The sequence below is a fragment of the Amycolatopsis panacis genome, from assembly GCF_003600245.1.
In the GTDB taxonomy this organism is placed as follows: domain Bacteria; phylum Actinomycetota; class Actinomycetes; order Mycobacteriales; family Pseudonocardiaceae; genus Amycolatopsis; species Amycolatopsis sulphurea.
In genome coordinates, this window is the sequence record NZ_QZFV01000069.1 from 77,220 (window position 1) to 95,467 (window position 18,248).

The 18,248-nt window shown below is 71.3% G+C and carries 17 protein-coding genes; 12 read left to right on the forward strand and 5 right to left on the reverse strand.

Features of this window, described 5'->3' with window-relative positions; translation table 11 throughout:
- Positions 1-17: 17 nt before the first annotated feature.
- Positions 18-458: a DUF6292 family protein gene (locus D5S19_RS10065; RefSeq protein WP_120023073.1), complete on the reverse strand. Its 441-nt coding sequence runs from the start codon at positions 456-458 to the stop codon at positions 18-20.
- 839 nt (positions 459-1,297) lie between these two features.
- On the opposite strand from D5S19_RS10065, the gene D5S19_RS10070 reads away from it, so the two are divergent.
- Positions 1,298-3,571: a heavy metal translocating P-type ATPase gene (locus tag D5S19_RS10070; protein ID WP_120023074.1), complete on the forward strand. Its 2,274-nt coding sequence runs from the start codon at positions 1,298-1,300 to the stop codon at positions 3,569-3,571.
- Here the strand turns inward: D5S19_RS10070 and D5S19_RS10075 are convergent.
- Positions 3,547-4,701 (reverse strand): site-2 protease family protein, encoded by a 1,155-nt coding sequence (locus tag D5S19_RS10075; protein ID WP_120023075.1) that lies wholly within the window; start codon positions 4,699-4,701, stop codon positions 3,547-3,549. The genes D5S19_RS10070 and D5S19_RS10075 overlap by 25 nt on opposite strands.
- Before the next feature lie 157 nt (positions 4,702-4,858).
- On the opposite strand from D5S19_RS10075, the gene D5S19_RS31965 reads away from it, so the two are divergent.
- The 7 genes from D5S19_RS31965 (at position 4,859) to D5S19_RS10105 (ending at position 11,333) form a co-directional block, all read left to right on the forward strand.
- Complete coding sequence (locus D5S19_RS31965; RefSeq protein WP_158605516.1) at positions 4,859-5,029, forward strand: hypothetical protein; 171 nt, start codon at positions 4,859-4,861, stop codon at positions 5,027-5,029.
- Positions 5,026-5,673, forward strand: coding sequence for a universal stress protein (locus D5S19_RS10080; RefSeq protein ID WP_120023076.1), 648 nt, complete (start codon positions 5,026-5,028; stop codon positions 5,671-5,673). The genes D5S19_RS31965 and D5S19_RS10080 overlap by 4 nt, the downstream gene beginning before the upstream one ends.
- A gap of 22 nt (positions 5,674-5,695) precedes the next feature.
- Positions 5,696-6,244, forward strand: a complete 549-nt coding sequence (locus tag D5S19_RS10085; protein WP_120023077.1) for a flavodoxin domain-containing protein — start codon at positions 5,696-5,698, stop codon at positions 6,242-6,244.
- Between the two features lie 336 nt (positions 6,245-6,580).
- The gene (locus D5S19_RS10090; RefSeq protein ID WP_233573806.1) at positions 6,581-6,805 is read left to right on the forward strand and encodes an Hsp20 family protein; all 225 of its coding nucleotides are present in this window, start codon (positions 6,581-6,583) and stop codon (positions 6,803-6,805) included.
- A gap of 58 nt (positions 6,806-6,863) precedes the next feature.
- On the forward strand, positions 6,864-9,509 hold the full coding sequence (locus D5S19_RS10095; protein ID WP_120023078.1) for an acetate--CoA ligase: 2,646 nt from the start codon (positions 6,864-6,866) through the stop codon (positions 9,507-9,509).
- Positions 9,510-9,528: 19 nt separating this feature from the next.
- Positions 9,529-10,653, forward strand: coding sequence for an acetate/propionate family kinase (locus D5S19_RS10100; protein ID WP_120023079.1), 1,125 nt, complete (start codon positions 9,529-9,531; stop codon positions 10,651-10,653).
- A 173-nt stretch (positions 10,654-10,826) separates the two neighbouring features.
- On the forward strand, positions 10,827-11,333 hold the full coding sequence (locus tag D5S19_RS10105; protein WP_120023080.1) for a universal stress protein: 507 nt from the start codon (positions 10,827-10,829) through the stop codon (positions 11,331-11,333).
- A 56-nt stretch (positions 11,334-11,389) separates the two neighbouring features.
- On the opposite strand, the gene D5S19_RS10110 is transcribed toward D5S19_RS10105, so the two are convergent.
- The 3 genes from D5S19_RS10110 to D5S19_RS10120 all read right to left on the reverse strand — a co-directional run bounded on the left by D5S19_RS10110 (position 11,390) and on the right by D5S19_RS10120 (position 14,685).
- On the reverse strand, positions 11,390-12,427 hold the full coding sequence (locus D5S19_RS10110) for a zinc-dependent alcohol dehydrogenase family protein (protein WP_120023081.1): 1,038 nt from the start codon (positions 12,425-12,427) through the stop codon (positions 11,390-11,392).
- 55 nt (positions 12,428-12,482) lie between these two features.
- A complete protein-coding gene (locus tag D5S19_RS10115) occupies positions 12,483-13,085 on the reverse strand; it encodes a DoxX family membrane protein (RefSeq protein WP_120023082.1) in 603 nt (200 codons plus the stop codon).
- A gap of 142 nt (positions 13,086-13,227) precedes the next feature.
- On the reverse strand, positions 13,228-14,685 hold the full coding sequence (locus D5S19_RS10120) for a bifunctional aminoglycoside phosphotransferase/ATP-binding protein (protein ID WP_120023083.1): 1,458 nt from the start codon (positions 14,683-14,685) through the stop codon (positions 13,228-13,230).
- 185 nt (positions 14,686-14,870) lie between these two features.
- Between D5S19_RS10120 and D5S19_RS10125 the strand changes: the two genes are divergently transcribed.
- The 4 genes from D5S19_RS10125 to D5S19_RS10140 form a co-directional block, all read left to right on the forward strand.
- Positions 14,871-15,884, forward strand: a complete 1,014-nt coding sequence (locus D5S19_RS10125; RefSeq protein WP_120023084.1) for an Acg family FMN-binding oxidoreductase — start codon at positions 14,871-14,873, stop codon at positions 15,882-15,884.
- 189 nt (positions 15,885-16,073) lie between these two features.
- Positions 16,074-16,712 (forward strand): CBS domain-containing protein, encoded by a 639-nt coding sequence (locus D5S19_RS10130; protein WP_120023085.1) that lies wholly within the window; start codon positions 16,074-16,076, stop codon positions 16,710-16,712.
- A 4-nt stretch (positions 16,713-16,716) separates the two neighbouring features.
- Positions 16,717-17,589, forward strand: coding sequence for a polyphosphate kinase 2 (gene ppk2, locus D5S19_RS10135; protein WP_233573807.1), 873 nt, complete (start codon positions 16,717-16,719; stop codon positions 17,587-17,589).
- 205 nt (positions 17,590-17,794) lie between these two features.
- Positions 17,795-18,248, forward strand: a 454-nt coding sequence (locus tag D5S19_RS10140; RefSeq protein ID WP_233573808.1) for a CBS domain-containing protein, incomplete at its 3' end; no start/stop codon positions are given.

Genomic DNA, 18,248 nt, shown 5'->3' on the forward strand with positions numbered 1-18,248 from the left:
GCGCGTCGCGGCACCTCTCACCGGCCTGGCGACAGCTGCGGGCTCCAGTATCCGAGGAGACGGGCGATCACATCGGTCCGGTCGCTGCGCAAGCCGGGTGGCGTGGGTGGTTCGCTGCGCCGGGTGCGGGCACGGACGGTCCGGAGGAATTCGCGGACTGCGCTGGGTGGCGGGACCCGTTCCCCGCCCAGATAGGCGACCACGAGCAAATCCTCGCCGGAGTGGGTTTCGACGGTGAACGACCAGCCATGGCGTTCATCCCACACCAGAGCCGTGTCGCGTCCGGGATAGGCGGCGAGTTGCCCGTCGAGCGCGATGTAGGCCGACATCGGCCGATCGAGGTCGAGTGTGCAGGATTCCGGACCGACGCCGGCCGCGGAACTCACCTCCGCCACGTAAGCGCTGATTCCGTTCAGCAGGCGGTTTTCCTCGTCGACGTGCACGATCTGGGCTGTCATCGATTCTCATCTCTGTATACCGCGCTGCGGCGGCTGTGTTGACGCCGGGCCGGCCGGCCGCGTCAGCGCCCTGGGGCCATGCCTTTCGCCTATGGCGGGCCGGGCCTGCTTGCGACCGCCGGACCCCCGACCGCGCCCGGCCGGTCGCCATCAGGCTCCGCGCGGACCAACGTGCCGAGAAGGGCCGAAGGTCCCCGCATCCGGCCCTGAACGCGGGCCTGTGGAACGTTCGGCATCCGGTTTCGGGGCGGTCCGTGGTGCCGGCGCTCCGTATCCGAGGTGGTGCCCGAGCTTCGCAAGCTTCACCACGACGTACCGGGCGGCTCCGGATTGCGGGGTGTCCTGGGATCGGGGATCGCCGGGAGGACCTGCCGCCGGGGAGCCGAGCGTGACGACGGCCGTGCATCGCGTATTCGGTGACATCGACCGCGGACGGATCCGGGATCGAGGCGACCCGGGCTTGATGTGCCGCCGCGGTGGATTCGGCGCGAAATGCCATTTCAGGCGGGATTCCGCAGCGGCCAAGCTTGCCGCCCAAAGTGCTGACCGCGGATACCGGGCCGGGAAAGGGATTCTTCGGCTCTGGGCTCCACCGGGTCACCCCCGCACGCGAAACAGGCACCGTTTTCGAGTGGCGGGCTTGTCGTAGTGAGGGATGTGCCCGAGGGTTCCGCGCGCGCGGCGTCTCGCAGGGGCCCGCGCCGGAGCGAGTCGAGCGTATGCGAGAGCTTTCGTCGACCCCGGCGGCCCGTGTTTTCTCTTGCCGGTGGGACGGAACGGGGTCCTTCGGCCCTTCCCTCCGCTCGTAGGGCAGGCGCATCGTCGCGCCGGGAGGTGCCATGGCGCATCGGTGGAAGCGAGTGTCCGGCGAGCTGTCGCTGTTCGTGGTGGTGGCGGCAGCCCTGCTGGCCGGAGGGGTCCTCTGGCTGTCCGGGAAATCCGGCTGGGCCTGGTGCTGGGCCGCCGCGGCCGGGGCCGCGCTGGTGCCCGCGATCTGGTGGGTGGTGGCGGATCTGCGGAGACGGCGCTGGGGCGCGGATTCGCTGGCGGTGCTGGCGCTCGCCTCGACTCTCGCGGTGGGCGAGTTCTTCGCGGGCGCGGTGATCGCGGTGATGGTCGCGACCGGGCGGGTGCTCGAATCGCGCGCCCGGCGGCGGGCAGGGCGGGATCTCAGTGTGCTGCTCGAGCGTGCGCCCCGGACCGCGCATCGGCGGGCAGGCGACGAGCTGGGTGAGGTCCCGGTCGGTCAACTCGCCGCCGGGGACGTGGTGGTCGTCTTGCCCGGCGAAGTCGTGCCGGTGGACGCCAAACTGGCCGCCGGAGGGCTGTTCGACGAGTCGGCGCTGACCGGCGAGCCGCTTCCGGTCAGCCGGCCCGCCGGGGACGCTGTCCGCAGCGGAGTCGTCAATGCCGGGGCCGCGGTGGAAGTGACGGCCGTCGCGAGCGCGGCCGAGAGTACCTACGCGGGCGTCGTGCGGCTCGCGGAGACGGCGGCCGCGCAGACCGCTCCGGTCGCGCGGCTCGCGGACCGGGCCGCGGTGTGGTTCCTGCCCGCGGCGTTGCTCCTCGCCGGCGCGGCGTGGTTGCTCAGCGGCGATGTGGACCGGGCGGTCGCGGTCGTGGTGACTGCCACACCGTGCCCGCTGCTGCTGGCGGTGCCGATCGCGGTGACGGCGGGGATGTCGCGCGCCGCCCGGGCAGGGGTCGTGGTGAAGGACGGCGCCGCGTTGGAATCGCTCGGCCGCGCCCGGGTGCTGTTCGTGGACAAGACCGGCACGATTACCGTCGGACGCCCCGAGGTGACGGACGTGGTGTGCGCCCCGGGCCACACCGTGGAAGAGATTCTGCGGCTGGCCGCGAGTGTCGAGTACTACTCCCCGCACGTGCTGGCGGCGGCTGTGGTCCGCGCGGCGGAATCGGCGGGGATCGAACGGGCTCGCGCTGCCGAGGTCACGGAGGTGCCGGGCACCGGGGTACGCGGACGTGTCGACGGGGATCTGGTCCGGGTCGGCAAGCTGCCCGCCGGACACGAGATCCCGGTCTGGGCCGGCAGTGCGGCGCGCCGGGGCCGGCTCGACCTGGCGACCGTGCTGTGGGTCGAACGCGCCGGGCACCCGGTGGCGGCGCTGCTGGCCAAGGACCGGGTCCGGGCCGACGCCGCCCGGACCATGCGCAGGCTGAGGACCGCCGGGATCAGCACCATCCGGCTGCTCACCGGTGACCGGGTGGACAACGCGAGAGAGGTGGCGGCGCTGCTCGGCCTCGACGGCGTGCAGGCGGAGGTCACTCCGGCGGACAAGCTCGATCTGGTTCGCGCGGCCCGCGCCGAGGGCCTTGTCGTGATGACCGGAGACGGAGTGAACGACGCGCCGGCCCTGGCTGCCGCCGACGTAGGGGTGGCGCTGGGATCCAGGGGCGCCACGGCCGCCGCGCAGGCGGCCGACGCGGTGATCCTCGACGATCGGCTGGCCCGGCTTGCCGACGGCGCGGAGATCGCGCGGCGATCGCGGCGCCTGGCTGTGCAGAGCGCCGCCGTCGGGGTGGCGTTGTCGTTGGCCGCGATGGCCACCGCCGCTGCCGGTTTCCTGACTCCGGTATGGGGCGCGATCGTGCAGGAGGGGATCGACGTCGCGGTGATCCTCAATGCCTTGAGGGCATTGCGGGTCCCGGTGGCCGTGGACCCCGCGCCGGCCCGGCTGGTCCACCGCTTCGAAACCGAGCACGAGCGGCTCCGGCCGGCGCTGCTGGCGATCCGGCAGGCGGCGGACGCGCTGGCGGAGGGGGCGACTCCGGCGGCCGATCGCGCCGTCCGCCGGGCGCGCGACGTGGTGGTCGCCCAGGTTCTGCCACACGAGATCGCGGAAGAGACCGAACTGTACCCGGCGCTTTCCGGCGTGCTGGGGGGACCGGAGAGCACCGTGCCGATGAGCCGGGAGCACGCCGAGATCGGCCGTCTCGCCCGGCGGCTCGAGCGGCATCTGGAGGAGTCTCCCACGGTGATCCAGACCGACCAGGTCGATGATCTGCGGGCCACGCTGTACGGACTGGACGCGGTGCTGACTCTGCATTTCGCGCAGGAGGAGGAAGCCTACTTCACGTTGCCGACGTCGTGACCCGGCCGGATACCCAGAGCCGTGAGCTCGATCGCCCGGGCGAGGTCGTCGGGTCCGGCGACCCCGGCGAGCGTGCCGTTCTCGACGACGAGCACCAGGTCCTGACCAGGACGCAGCCGGGCGTGGCCGAGCACTTCGGTCAGCGGGGTGCCCGGGCCGGCGACGAGGCAGCCGGGCGGTTTGACGCAGATATCCGCCAACCGGGTGGACGCGCGCTCGTTCTCCGGGACCCGGGTCAGCGCGGAGAGGCTGACGACCCCGATCGGGGTGCCGTCGAAGGACACCACGGGAAATACGCGCAGCCGCGCGTGCGCGGCCTGGCCCAGGAAACCGTGCACGGTGTACCAGCCGGGCGCCGTCACCGGGTCGTTTGTCATGACCTCGGCGAGCCGGAGCTGGGAAAGCAGGTGGCGCAGCGGTGCCGCGGAGACCTCCGTGCGCGCGGCGGCGCCGAGGAACCAGCCGATTCCGATCAGCCAGAGTCCGCTGAGGTTGCCGAGGGCGAGAAGTTCCCAGGCGCCGAACGCCGCGAGAGCGATGGCGAGCAGCCCTCCGCCGGTGCCGGCTGTCCGCCGGGCACGGGCCTTGTCCCCGGTGACCCGCCAGACGAGGGCTTCGAGTACCCGGCCGCCATCCAGCGGCAGGCCCGGCAGCAGGTTGAAAACCGCGAGCACGCCGTTGGTCCAGCCGAGCCAGGAGAGCGCGATGGTGACGACGGCGGGCAGCATGGGCGCGGCGAGCCATGCGGCGCCGAGGAAACCGCCGCCGAGGAGCAGGCTCGCGATCGGCCCGGCGGCGGCGATGAGCAGCGCGGTCCGTGGCGTCGGCGGTTCCTCGGGCAACTCGGCGGCGCCGCCGAGCAGCCACAGGGTGATGCGCTCCGCGCGGAGTTCGTAGTGCCGAGCTACGAGCGCGTGGCACAGCTCGTGCGCGAGCAGTGAAACCAGGAATATCAGTGCGCTCGCGACGGCGACGGCCCAGTTCACGACCGGCGGTGAAGCATGCGCGCCGAGCGGCAGGACGATGGTCGCGAGGAGGTCCGCCAGCAGCGCCATCACGATCAGGACCGACCAGTGGGCGCCGACGCGGATCCCGGCGATTCGGCCGAGCGGGAACGTAGCGTGGGTCATCGCCCGAATGTTCCGCCCTGCCTGGCCCCACGGGAGGGCCGCAGCGCCTCAGGCCACGGGACCAAAGACTCCGGCGTCGCGGACGTCTGCCCGCAGCCTCGGTGGCCGGCACCGGCTTAGCGTCGGCGGAAGACGAGAGAGGCCGGAGGGGCGTGCGATGGACGATAGGGAAAAGACCCGGATCGAGCGGGAAGCCCGCCGCGACGCCGGCGTGCGGGGCAGGCACGGCGATGCGGTCCGCCGGTACCTGAAAGCGGGCGAGCGGCATGCGATCAAGGAGAACGAGCAGGACCTCGTCCCGGAGCCCGCGCCCGAGCCGCCCCGATGACGCGGTCTGTCGTCGCGGGGATCGAGGGCTCTGTGGCTTCGCCGGCCGCGGACTCCTGGGCGGCTGAGGAGGCGGGACGGCGCGGCGGCGAGCTTGTCGTCTTCCAAGCCGGAGTGTTCGGTGCCGCCGGCCTGCTGGCCGAGATGTCAGCCGAGACCGGGCTGGTCGTGCTGCGCTCGCACGGGCGGGGCGAAGTGCGGGACGCGGTGAACGGGTCGGTGGCGCTTCGGGTCGCGGCGACCGCCCGGTGCCCGGTGGTCGTATGGGGCGATCCGGCGCACGACGGTCCGGTGGCGGTCGGCGTCGGGAACTCCGATGGTGGTGAACGCGCGCCGGCCTTTGCCTTCGAAGCCGCCGCTTCGCGCGGGGCCGTGCTGGAAGCGGTGCATGTGTCGCGCGGCGGCATGCGCCGGGAACGAAGCGTGCGGGAACAGGTGACCGGGTGGGCCGGAAAACGGCCGGGCGTGCCGGTGCGGGTCCATCTGGTGCAGGCTCGATCGGATGAACGGGCGCTGGCAGGCATCTCATCCGGTGCGCAGCTGATCGTCGTGGGCGGCCGTGGTCCGGTCGCCGGCGGGCGGCTCGGCACGATGGGCGACTGGTTGCTGGGGCACGCGGACTGCCCGGTCGCCGTGGTCCGCTGAACTCGCGGGAGAGGCGGGTGTCATGAGAATCGTCGTCGCGGTGGCGACCCGGCACGGGTCGACACGGGAGATCGCCGAGCAGATCGCGGCTTCGCTGAGCGCGGGTCTCGAAGAGACCGGGGCGGTCGCGCAGGTGGTGGTGGCCGACGCGGGCGGCGTCACCTCCTTCGCCGGCTGCGACGCGGCGGTGATCGGCAGCGCCGTCTACGCCGGACACTGGCTCGAACCCGCCCGGCGCCTCGTCCGTGAGCACCGGGACGAGCTTGCGTGCATTCCCGTGTGGTTGTTCTCCAGCGGCCCGGTGGCCCAGCGGACCCGGCCCGGCGAAGACCCCGTGGACGTGACCGAAGTGCTGGCCCGCAGCGGTGCACGGGAACACCGGCTGTTCGGCGGCCGGATAGACCGCTCGGTGCTGCACTTCCCGGAACGCGCGGTGGTGGCGGCGTTGCGCGTGAAGGACGGCGACAACCGGGACTGGCCGGTGATCCGGGCGTGGGGCCGGGCGATCGCTCGCGAACTGAGCCCCGCGCCGCTCGGGGACACCCGTCAGGGTTCCGGCAAGTCGGTGTAGAGGTCCGTGAAGGGACCCTTCACGGACTCTGAGTCTGTGAAGGGTCCCTTCACAGACCCGAAACCGGTCCGGCGCACGCCACGAGGTGGTCGCACACACCTGCGCATCGCCCACTGCCGGGTCCCCGATCAACTTTGCCGACACCCTGGGGACACCCGTGGTGAGGCCGATGACCTTCGTCCTCCGCCTTCGGGCAGTCCGGCCGCGTCGCGGCGGCGGGCGCCCGGAGTTGCATGAAGGTGCGTCATCGTTCGCGAGGAGAGGAGCGCGCATGACTGCATCGCTGCCCGGTCCCCGAACAGCGCCGCCGGGTATGGCCGCCTGGCCTGACCGACCGTGGCCGTTCCGGAGCACAGTCCGGTGCGGATCGAGGAGTCCACGAAGGACGGAAAGAACACTGGCGGGCACAGTGATTTCCGCTGTAGCGAGTTCGGCCGCTCGGTGCACCTCCCCGCCGGGACCGAGCTCGCGAAGTACGCCTACGGGATCCTGGAGGTCTCCATGCCGTCGGCGGGCCGACCGCACGAGAAGCGTATCCAGATCCACCTCGACAAGGACTGACGGCCTGGCGACGTGGGCGTGACGCGACCATGCCCGCCACCAACTTTCGGAGGACCCGATGAGCGTCGATCCGTCCGTGCGCGTGCTGCTGGCCGACGGGCAGGTCGGCCTGGTGCGCCCGCTCGGGCCGGCCGACACCGACGCCGTGCTGCGGCTCCACACCGGACTCGGCGAGCGGGACCGCTACTTCCGCTTCTTCGGTCCGATGCCCTCCACTGTGGACCAGCTGTCGGCGAAGGTCGCCCGGGCACCGGGCGATCGCCATGCCGGGGTCGGCTGTTTTCTCGACGGCATGCTGGCCGGGGTCGCGCATTTCGAGCGGATCGGCACTACCTCGGAAGCCGAGATCGCGCTTGCTGTCGATGGCGAGCAGCGCAGCCACGGGATAGCCACGCTCCTGCTCGAACACCTCGCCGCGGCCGCGCGGGCGCACGGGATCGACCGGTTCGTCGCCGAGGTACTGGCCGAGAACGCGAAGGTGATCCGGGTGTTCTCCGATCTCGGATTGCCCTACGAGATCGACCACGCCGGGCCGGAGTGGCCGGTCACGATCTGGCTCGACGGGGACGACCACTATCCGGACGCCTTCGCCGCGCGTGACCGGATAGCCGAAGCGGCGAGCCTGGCGCACCTGCTGCGTCCGGCTTCGGTCGTGGTGATCGGAGTGGGCAGGCGGCCCGGCTCGGCCGGGCACGCGGTCCTGGCGAACCTGGTGGACAGCGGGTTTCCCGGTGCGGTGGAAGTGGTACACCCGGTGGCGGGCGAAATCCTCGGCGTGCGCTGCGCGCCGTCGGTTCGGGCACTGAGCCGGACCCCCGAGCTGGCGGTGATCTGTCTCCCCGCCGAGGCGGCCGCGGACGCGATGGAGGAGTGCGGCGCGCGTGGCGTGGCGGCCGCCGTCGTGATCTCGTCCGGGCTGACCGGAACCCCTGCCGGCGCGCGGATCCGGGAGGCGGTACGCCGGTACGGAATGCGCTTGGTGGGACCGAACTGCCTCGGGGTGCTCTCGACGGACCCGTCCTGCCCGCTGGACGCGACCTTTCTCGCCCGTCGCCCGCGGGCCGGGAACATCGGGATCGCCACCCAGTCCGGTGGCGTCGGGATCGCGCTCGCCGAGGCGCTGTCCGGGCTCGGGCTCGGAATCTCGGCGCTGGTCTCCACCGGCGACAAATACGACGTGAGTGGCAACGATCTGCTGTTGTGGTGGGCGAGCGACCGGCGCACCGAAATCGTGGTCCTGTATCTGGAATCCTTTGGTAATCCGCGCAAATTCGGCAGGTTGGCCGCGCTCCTGGCCCGGACGAGGCCGGTGCTCGCGGTGCGGACCGGCGGCGGCGGGACTGCGCGGCATGCCGCCGCGTCGCACACCGCGGCCGCGGCTACGCCGGTGGTGACTCGCGACGCCCTCTACGCGCAGGCGGGCATCATCGCCGTGGACACGGTCGCCGAGCTGGTCGACGTGATCGCAGGCGTTTCGTGGCAACCGCTTCCCCATGGCCGGCGAGTCGCCGTGCTCAGCAACGCCGGCGGGGCTGGCGTACTCGCGGCCGACGCGTGCGAGCGGGAAGGCCTGAGGATGGCGGACTTGTCTCCCGACAGCGTGGAACGTCTGCGTGAGCTGTTGCCCGCGGAGGCCGCGGTGCACAACCCTGTGGACACGACCGCTTCGGTTCGGCCGGAAAAATTCGGCCAGGCGCTGGATATCGTGCTGTCCGACGCGGGGGTCGACGCGGTCGTCGTGGCCACGGTCCCGACCGCGGTGGGAGATCCGGGGACCGTGCTGGCCGGCGTGGTCACGGGCGTGGCCAAAACTGTGCTCGCGGTTCGGCCGGGGCAGCGGGAACGGGTGGCGCCACTACACGCGGACGGGTCCGTGGTCACTGCGTGTTATGACGATCCGGCCACCGCCGCGCTGGTGCTCGCCCGGCAGGCGGAGTATGCCGCGTGGCTGGCGCGGCCCCAGAACGGCACGACGGTGCTTCCGGAGATCGACGCCGCGGAGGTACTGAAATTCGCGGCTGCGCGGGTGTCCGAGCGTGAAGGCTGGCTGTCCCCGGCTGCCGCGACCGACTTGCTTCGGCTGGCTGGAATCCCGTTCGTTCCGACGAGCTACGCCCTGGACGAGACCGCGGCGATGCGTGTCGCGGAGGGGCTGCCGGGACCGTTCGCGGTCAAGGCGGACGCGGAGGGGCTGCTGCACAAGTCCGCGGGCGGCGGGGTTCTGCTCGGGGTCCAGGGCGCGTCCGGCGCCCGGGATGCCTACCGGCTGCTGCTTGCCCGGTTCGGCCCGGCTCTGCGTGGAGTGACGATCCAGCCGATGGCCGATCGCGGCCGGGAACTGTTCGTCGGCCTGCGGTCGGATCCGGTGTTCGGTCCGCTGGTGGTCTTCGGGCTCGGCGGGGTCGATACCGATCTCGTGGCCGACCGGGCCGCTCGTCTCGCGCCGCTCACCGGAGCGGACGCGGACCTGGTGCTCGATGGCCTGCGGTCGGCGGAAGCGTTGTGGGCGTCCGGGATCGACCGGGCGGCCGTGCGCGAACTCCTGGTGAGGGTGAGCCGCCTGGCGACGCTGGTTCCGGAGCTGGCCGAACTGGACCTGAATCCGGTGGCGGCGCGGGCGAGTGGTTGCGTGGTCCTCGACGTCCGGGTCCGGCTGGCACGCCGGACTCCCGAGGATCCGTATCTCCGCAAGCTGTCCGGCTGACCGAGCGCAAGGAGACGCCGTGCGAGTCCTGACCCTCAATCCCGGTTCGTCCACCCTGAAGGCGGCGGTGGTGGACGACGGAGCCGCCGTGGGCTGGGCCGCCTGGCCCAGCGACACGCCGGGCGCGGTGCTCGACGCCGTGCGGCGCTGGCGGCGGCCGGACGCGGCGGCGGTGCGCTTCGTGCACGGCGGTGCGCAGAAGACGCCGGTGCTGGTGACCGACCGGGTTCTGGAGAACCTCGAGCGGGTCGCTCCGTTCGCGCCGGTTCACCAGCCGTTGTCGCTGGAGGTCGCCCGGCAGGTCCGGGCCGAGCTGCCCGGGGTCGCCGTGGTGGCCTGTTTCGACACCGCCTTCCACGCGGAGTTGCCCGACGCGGCGGCGCACTATCCGCTCCCACGCGCGTGGACGCGGCAGAACCGGTTGCGCCGCTACGGGTTCCATGGGCTGTCCGTCCGCTACGTGGTGCGCCGCACCGCGGAACTGCTGGGCCGGTCCGAGGCGGAGCTGCAGCTGGTTTGCGCGCACGTCGGGGCCGGTGTTTCGGTCACCGCCGTGCGGGGCGGGCGGAGTGTGGACACGTCGATGGGTTTCACCCCGCTGGAGGGACCCGCGATGGCGACCCGGTCCGGCTCGGTCGATCCGGGTCTGCTCCTGCACGTGATGAAGACCGCGCCGATGGGACCGGACGCGATGGCGGACGTGCTCTACCACGGGTCCGGGCTCGCCGGCATGAGCGGGACCAGCGGCGACCTCGGCGAGGTGAGCGCGGCCGCGGCGGGCGGGGATGCGGACGCGGTGCTGGCCGTCGCGGTCTATGTCCACCGGCTCCGCCGGGAGATCGGCGCCGCGGTCACGAGCCTCGACGACTTGGACGCGCTCGTGTTCACCGGTGGCGTCGCGCAGTACCAGCCGGAAACGGTCGCGGCGGTCGCGCGGGATCTCGGGGTACTCGGCCTGCGGGTGGGGGCGATCGAACGCTCGGATGCCGATCGGGTGATCAGCCTGCCGGATTCGGCGGCGCCGGTGCTCGTGGTCCGCGCCCGGGAGGATCTCGAACTCGCCCGCGGTGCGGAGGAGGTCCTGGCCGCTGCGGGCGGTGCGCCCGGCCGTGCGCATTCTGCGGACGGAGGCGAAGTCCGGTGACTGTGCCGTGGTGTGCGGGCCGTCGCCTCACTTCGGCTGCTCCGAGCAGCCGAGATCCGGTCAATCCGGACGCGATCGAGGAGGCGCGCGGCACGCGTGCCGCGTTCTCCAGGCGGACACCCGATGAACGCACCTGACTGTTCACTCCAGTCCCGTAACCGGAGGAGAAGATCATGACCACAGTCGGCCAGGACGAGATTGTCGTGGGCGTCGACGGATCCGCGGCCAGTGCCGCGGCGTTGCGCTGGGGGCTGGCGGAGGCCAGAGCCAGTGGCCGGACGGTGGTGACCTTGCGGGCGTGGACGTTCGACCCGCTTGGTGATCTCGAGTCGGTGGTGAGCCGCTCGCCTGCGGAGATCGCTGCTCGTTATCAGCGTGAGCTGGACACGATGGTGGCGACGGTGCGTGCCGAGGGGGAGCCGGTGCTGATGCGGACCGGGACGGTCGAGGGGGCGCCGGGCCCGGCGCTGGTCCGTGCCTCGGCCGGCGCGGCGATGCTGGTGCTGGGCAGTCACGGGCACAGCCGGGTCCTGCGGATGCTCGTCGGCTCGGTGTCCGCGTACTGCCTCCGGCAGTCCCGCTGCCCGGTCGTGATTGTCCCCGCCCGTTCCGCCGAGGAACGCGAGCCACTGCCCGAAGACGAGACCGCAGACACCTACTACCCCGGACCTCTGTTGTGAGCAGCAGAGAAGCGGCCACCGTCCATAGTGGACGGTGGCCGCTTTCGCTCTTGCCGTCATTCTCGGAACAATGCGACTTTCAGCGCTCCACTGTCCTGTGGGTGGGCGAAGACGTCGTAGGCCTCATCCATCTCCTGCAGCCCGAACCGGTGCGTGATCAGCCGCTCGGTGTTCAGGCGTCCGGCGGCGAGCATCCGGAGCAACATCGGCGTGCTCCAGGTGTCGACCAGACCCGTCGTGATCGTGACGTCACGGGCCCACAGCCGTTCGAGATGCAGGGTGGCCGGCTTGCCGTGCACGCCGATGTTCGCGATCCGCCCGCCGGGGCGGACGAGTTCCGCGCACAGCTCGAACGTCTCCGGTACGCCGACCGCTTCGATGGCCACATCCGCGCCGAGGCCGCCACCCACTTCCCACACGGTGGCCTCGGCTTGATCGGGCAGGGCTGTCCGGTCGGCGCCGGCGGCTTCGGCAGCCTCGAGCCGGACGGTTTCCTTGTCGATCACGACGATCGAGGCGGGGCTGTAGAGCCGGGCGGCGGTCACCGCGGCGAGTCCGATCGGCCCCGCGCCGACGATCACCACGACGTCTCCGGGACCGACCCGCCCGTTACGGACGCCGATCTCGTAGGACGTGGGAATGATGTCGGCCAGCAGCAACGCCGATTCGTCGCTGACCGAGGCAGGCAGCGGATAGGTGGACGTGTCGGCGAACGGTACCCGGGCGAACTCGGCCTGGACGCCGTCGACGAGGTGGCCGAGGGTCCAGCCACCTCCGCCGAGACATTGACCGTAGGCGCCGCGGCGGCAGTATTCGCAGCGGCCGCACGCACTGATGCAGGACACCAGAACGCGGTCGCCGGGCCGCACTATGGTGACCGCGTCGCCGGCACGCACGATCGTGCCGACCGCTTCGTGGCCGAGGGCCCGGCCTGGCTTGACCTCGGGTACGTCTCCTTTCAGGATGTGCAGATCCGTGCCGCAGATGGTGACGGCGTCGATCCGGACGATCGCGTCGGTCGGCGCGATGATTTCCGGGTCCGAGTGGTCGGTCCAGGACCGTCGGCCGGGACCGTTGTACACGAGTGCTTTCATGGGTCTCCTTCCCGGATGCAGGGCGCCCGCCCGGCCGGCGGCCGCCTGGAGTGGTTCAGCGCAGCCAGGTTCGTGTGCCGGTGAGAGCGGCCCAGCGGCGGCCGAGTCCCCAGGTGTCACCGGCAGCCGTGGCGGCGAGAGCGAGGAGAACGAGTGCGTAGACGAGGTGGTAGTCGACAATCGGGTTGGACGAATGTGTTGCCGCGCCTGCCCCGGTGGTGCGGGCGAGCGGCCACTCGGCGGCCCACATGAGCAGCAGCAGGACGGTACCGGCGACGGCGGTGATGCGGAGTGCCACGCCCGCGACCAGTGCCAGCCCGATGCCCAGCAGAGCCAGCATGAACAGCCAGTCGGCCCACCAGGTACCGGCCCACGCGTGGAACATCGGCGCGAACGGGCCGGCGTCGACCGCGCTCAGGACGCCGCGGGTGGGTGAGCCACCGCGGATCCAGGAGTCCGCCGATGGCGTGGAGTAGCCCCAGCCGAACAGCTTGTCGGCGAAGGACCACAGGAAGACCAGCCCGAGGACGATCCGCAGGACGGCGAGTGAGCGCGCGCCGGAGGCGGCCCGGCTCGGCTGTGGCGAGTATTCCTCCGGTCGGCTCTGGGTGGGAATCCTTGTCGCAGAACGTGTTTCCTGCTGTCGTGGGACCGACACGTGGCCTCCTGTTCTTTCCGTACTTCCGAGTCTGGGTCGCCTCCGCCGCGCAGTTCTGGAGCAGAAAGTCACCGGGGCGGGGGCAGTTCGCCGCCCCGGAAGGCAAGGGACGGCAATTTCGTGACGGAGTCTTGTCCTCTGGTCACGAGTTCTCCGCCAGATACGCGAGGGCTCGCTCGGTGGCGCGATCCACGGTGTCGGCCGTGTCGAGCTGAAACGCCGAGGGCCACGGGTCGTCGTCAGCGGCCATTTCCCGGCCGACCACGGTCCCGGCATCCGACAGCGATCCGGTCCGGGTGGCCAGCCGTTGCCCGCGCAGGCTGTCCGGGGCCACGCAGCGCACCGCGGCCAGCCTGCTGCTGGTTCGCTCCGCCGTCGCGGAGATCGCGTTCCGTTCCCGGGCGGAGGTCCAGGATGCGTCGAGGACGACGGTCTCGCCCAGGCCGAGCAGTTCGCCGGCCCGCCGGGTGAGCTCGTGATAGGTCCGCGCGGTCCATTCCGGAGCGTAGATTCCCTGCCGGTATCCGGCCGGGGCGTGCTGTCCCGGGTCGATTCCGGCGAGTTCCTTGCGTACTCGGTCGCTCTGCAGCAGGGTCGCGCCGAGCTTGTCGGCCAGCCTGCCGGCCACGGTGGACTTCCCGGCTCCGGGGAGACCACCCACCAGCACGAGCCGGACCTCGCCGCTGCGGAGGTGGCGCAGCGTGAGGTCCGCGTACGCCCGCGCCAGGTCGGCAGCAGCGGGATCGCCCTGCGCATGGCGGAGACAGGCGACCTTGACACGTACGAACGCTCTGTAGGCGAGATAGTGGTGGCGTAAGGCCGGGGGAGCGTCGTCGCCCGAGAATTCCGCATAGGCGTCGAGGAGATCGGTACCGAGTTCCGGTGCGCCGAGCCGTTCGAGGTCCATGGCGAGGAACGCCACGTCGTCGAGCCCGTCGACGTGCCGGAGGTGGTCGTCGAATTCGAGGCAGTCGAGCACGCGTGGGCCGTCGTCGAGGCAGAAGATGTCGTCGGCGATCAGGTCTCCGTGGCCGTCGAGCACCCGGTGGCCGGCGATCCGCCGGGTGAAGAGTGGTTCGCGTCCGGCAAGGAAAACCTCCGCCCGCTTCTCGATTTCAGTCGCTTTCACCGGGTCGAGCACCACGGCGTGGAACGGCCGGACCTGACTGAAGCTCGCGCGCCAGCGACGGCGGACCGCGTCGCGGGTGCCGTCCGCGTCGACGGCGGGGCCTCGTTCCGCGCTCGCATGGAAGACGGCGATCCGACGCGCGAGGGCACGGATCACCGCGCCGAGCGGGGCATGGCGCTGTACCAGCGTGGACAGCCTGCGTTCGTCCGGCATCCGGCGCATCGCCACGAGGTGGTCGCAGAGCGCGCCGTCCGGCCCGGTCACCGCGGCCACGCCCAGGTACACGTCCGGCGCGAGCCTGCGGTTGAGCTCGACCTCGCGGCGGCAGACCTCTTCGCGGACATGCGGGTCGGTGAAGTCGAGGAAGCCGAGATCGACCGGCTTCTTCAGCTTCCAGGCGCGATCTCCGGCGAAGTACACCGCACCACTGTGCGTTTCGCGGACCGCCGCCCACGGTTGCGTTCCGGTCATGTGCCCACCGTCGCGAACCCCGGCCGGGCCGGAAAGAGCGGTTGGTCCTCCCTGAGCTGCCATTCGGCCTACGGCGACGGACCTGGGTGACGTTGGTCCCTGCGAGCGGTGGCTTGTGACCGGAGCGCGGGGTGGGCACGCCGCGGTTGGCTCAGGGTGTTCACGGTGGACGGGGAGTGAGCGCGATGAAGAAGGCAGCTGAGGCGGCCGATCGCGGGCGAGGTGACTGGACGCCGGCCGAAGCCGAGGTATTGGGCCGTTCGGTGCTGCGCGCCCCCTCTGTGCACAACACGCAGCCGTGGAAGGTGGAACTGGCCGACGGTGCCGTTCTGTTACGCGAGCGTACCGATGTCGCGCTTCCCCACCACGATCCGCGACGGCGTGACCTGGCGATGTCGTGCGGGACCGCGCTGGCGAATCTCGAACTGGCCGTGCGGGTACTCGGCAGGCGCGCGGATATCGCCGTGCTGCCCGATCCCGCGCGGCCGGACCTGATCGCGAGTATCGGGACGGTGGGATCGCTGCCGCCGGTGGACGACGAGTTGCGACGCTACGGCGCGATCACGGCGCGGCGCAGCCATCGGGCGGAGTTCACCGGCCTGCCGGTGAGCCCGGACCAGCTCAGAACCGTACTGCGCGCCGCGGTGACGACAGGCGTGGAGGCGAGGGTGCTGCCCGGTACGGCCCAGCTGGCGAAATACCTCGACCATGCGGCCCGCGTCATCCGCGATGACGGTGCCTACCAGCGCGAGCTGGCGCTCTGGACGATTCGCGACGAGAAGGCGCACCGCCACGGAGCGGGACTCGGGTATTCGGCTCTGCCGCCCGGCGAACTGCCCTGGGCCGGGCTGGTGCGGCAGAGGACGGCCTTGCCGGACCGGCCCGGGTTGAGGGAACGGCTCGAGGCCGAGACGATGCTGCTGTTCTCGACAGCCGGCGACGCGCGGATCGACCACATCCGCGCGGGCTACGCGCTGGAGCGAGGTTGGCTCGAAGCGGTGGCCCACGGTATTGCAGGCGCGGTGCTGACCCAGCCACTGCATGTGCCCGAGGTGCGTTCGGCGCTGTGCGAGGACTACCGGCTGCCCGGTTTCCCCCACGCGCTGCTGCGGCTGGGCCGCACGACCCGGGCCGTGCCGGGGAGCCCGCGCCGGAATCTCGCCGAAGTCCTCGGCGAAGACTGGCAGGAGCGGGGATGAGCGCTGGACCGGTGATCATCGACGGAGACGAGCCCGCTCCGGCGACGGCACGAGGCAGCGCCGGAACACGTGTCGCCGGCCATCGCCACCGTGTTCGGGTTTCTGCTCGGTCGAACGAGCCACGCCATGCCCCCCGTTCCGGCCGTCCGGGCCGGTCGGGCCACAGGATTCGGGACAACGGAGGAACGAATGAACACGACCACGACGCCGGTTTCCGCGGTGATGACGACCGCGCCGGTCTGCGTGCGGGCGGAAACGCCGGTGAAGGACGTCGCCGGGATCCTGACCGGTGACCGGATCAGTGCGGTCGCGGTGGTCGATCACGACGGGCTGCTCATCGGTGTGGTGTCCGAACGGGACTTGCTGCCGATCCTGCGGGGCGAGCGCTCTCGGCCGCGACACCGCGCGGACGCGCGGAAAGCCGCCGGACGGTCCGCGCGTGAGGTCATGACCAGCCCGGTTGTCACGATCGCGGTCGGCGCGCCGGTGTCCGAGGCGGCGGGCGTGCTGGTGAGAACCGGCCTGCGGCGGCTGTTCGTCGTGGATCGTGGCCGCCCGGTGGGCGTCGTGTCCCGGCGTGACCTGCTCGGGGTGCTCACCCGCCCGGATTCCGAGATCGAACGGGACGTGGTGACCGGTGTGCTCCTCGAAACATTGCGGCTCGGCCCGGACCGGGTGCGCGCGATGGTGCGCGCCGGCGTGGTGACGGTCGCGGGACGGGTCGAGCGGCGCAGCGAGATCGCCCCGGTCACACGGTTGATCGAAGCCATTCCCGGCGTGGTCGCGGTCTGCAATGGCCTCGACTACGTGTGGGACGACGTGGCCTGACGCGATGCCGGCGAAGCGCAGGACCGCGCGGCTGCCCCGCGCCGTCTACGAGAAGGAACTGGCCCGGCTTCAGATCGAACTGGTGAAGCTGCAGGAATGGGTGCGTCATGAAGGAGCGCGGCTCGTCGTAGTGTTCGAGGGGCGGGACGCGGCGGGCAAGGGGAGCACGATCAAGCGTTTCACCGAGCGTCTGAACCCCCGCGTGGTGCGGATCGCCGCACTGCCGAGGCCCACCGACCGGGAAAGCACCCAGTGGTACTTCCAGCGCTACGTCGCCGAGCTGCCGGCCGCCGGAGAGATCGTGCTGTTCGACCGCAGCTGGTACAACCGCGCGGGCGTCGAACGGGTACTCGGGTTCTGCAGCCCCGGACAGTATCAGCGGTTCCTCCAGCAGTGCCCGGTCTTCGAACGGCTGCTGGTGGACGACGGCGTGCTGCTGCGCAAGTACTGGTTTTCGGTGAGCCGGGACGAGCAGGAGCGGCGGTTCCGCGCACGGATCGAGGATCCGCTGCGCCGCTGGAAACTGTCCACAGTGGATTTGGAATCGGTGTCGCGGTGGGATGACTACTCCCGTGCCAAGGACGACATGTTCGTGCACACCGACACTCCCGAGTCGCCGTGGTACGTCGTGGACGGCGATGTGAAACGCCGCGGGCGGCTGAACATGATCGCTCATCTGCTCGCCAGCGTCCCTTACCGCGAGATCCCGCGTCCGGTGGTGACCCTGCCGAGCCGGCCTCGGGGATCCGGCTACGAGCGGACCGATCGGCGCCTGCTGCGCGAGGTGCCGGACCACGCCGCGACCCTGGGCCAGGACTCGGCACTTCCGTCCTCGCGAGAAGGGACTTCGGGCTCTCACGGGCGTCGCCCCCGGTGAGCGATCGTGGAGCGAGCCGCCGGAGCGGGAGGCGTGCGGTGGCTGGAATGAATCCGACGGCGTGGTGGTCGTCGGGATGGACGGGTCGGAGGCTTCTCTGGCAGCGGTCCGCTGCGGCTATGCGGGCCGGGGTTGGGGACGCGACCGATGTGAGCCGCCGGGCCTTGGAAGAGTGTGGGAGAGCATTGTGCGTGCACGGGATGTGATGACTCGGCCGGTGGTGGGGGCGGGGCTGGGGACCTCGGTTCGGGAGGCGATTGCGTTGCTGACCGAGCATGGTGTGGCGGCGCTGCCGGTGGTGGACGATGAGAACCAGGTCGTGGGTATTTTCACTGAAGCGGACGCGCTGGCCGGGGTGCTGACCGGGGAGCCGGTCGGGCCGGATCTGCGGGTGGATGAGGTGATGACGAGACCGGTCGACACCGTGGACCTCGATGCCGACGTCAGCGATATTGCTGCGCGGATGCTCGTGGGCCGGTTGCGCAGTATTCCGGTGGTCGACGAAGGCGGCCTGGCCGGGATTGTGAGCCGCCGTGATTTGTTGCGGCCGCTGGTTCGCCAGGATGACACGATCGCGGCTCAGTTGCGGGGGTTGTTGCGTGACTATGCCGGGCATCGCGCGCTGTGGGAGGTGTCGGTGACGGGTGGGATCGTCACGA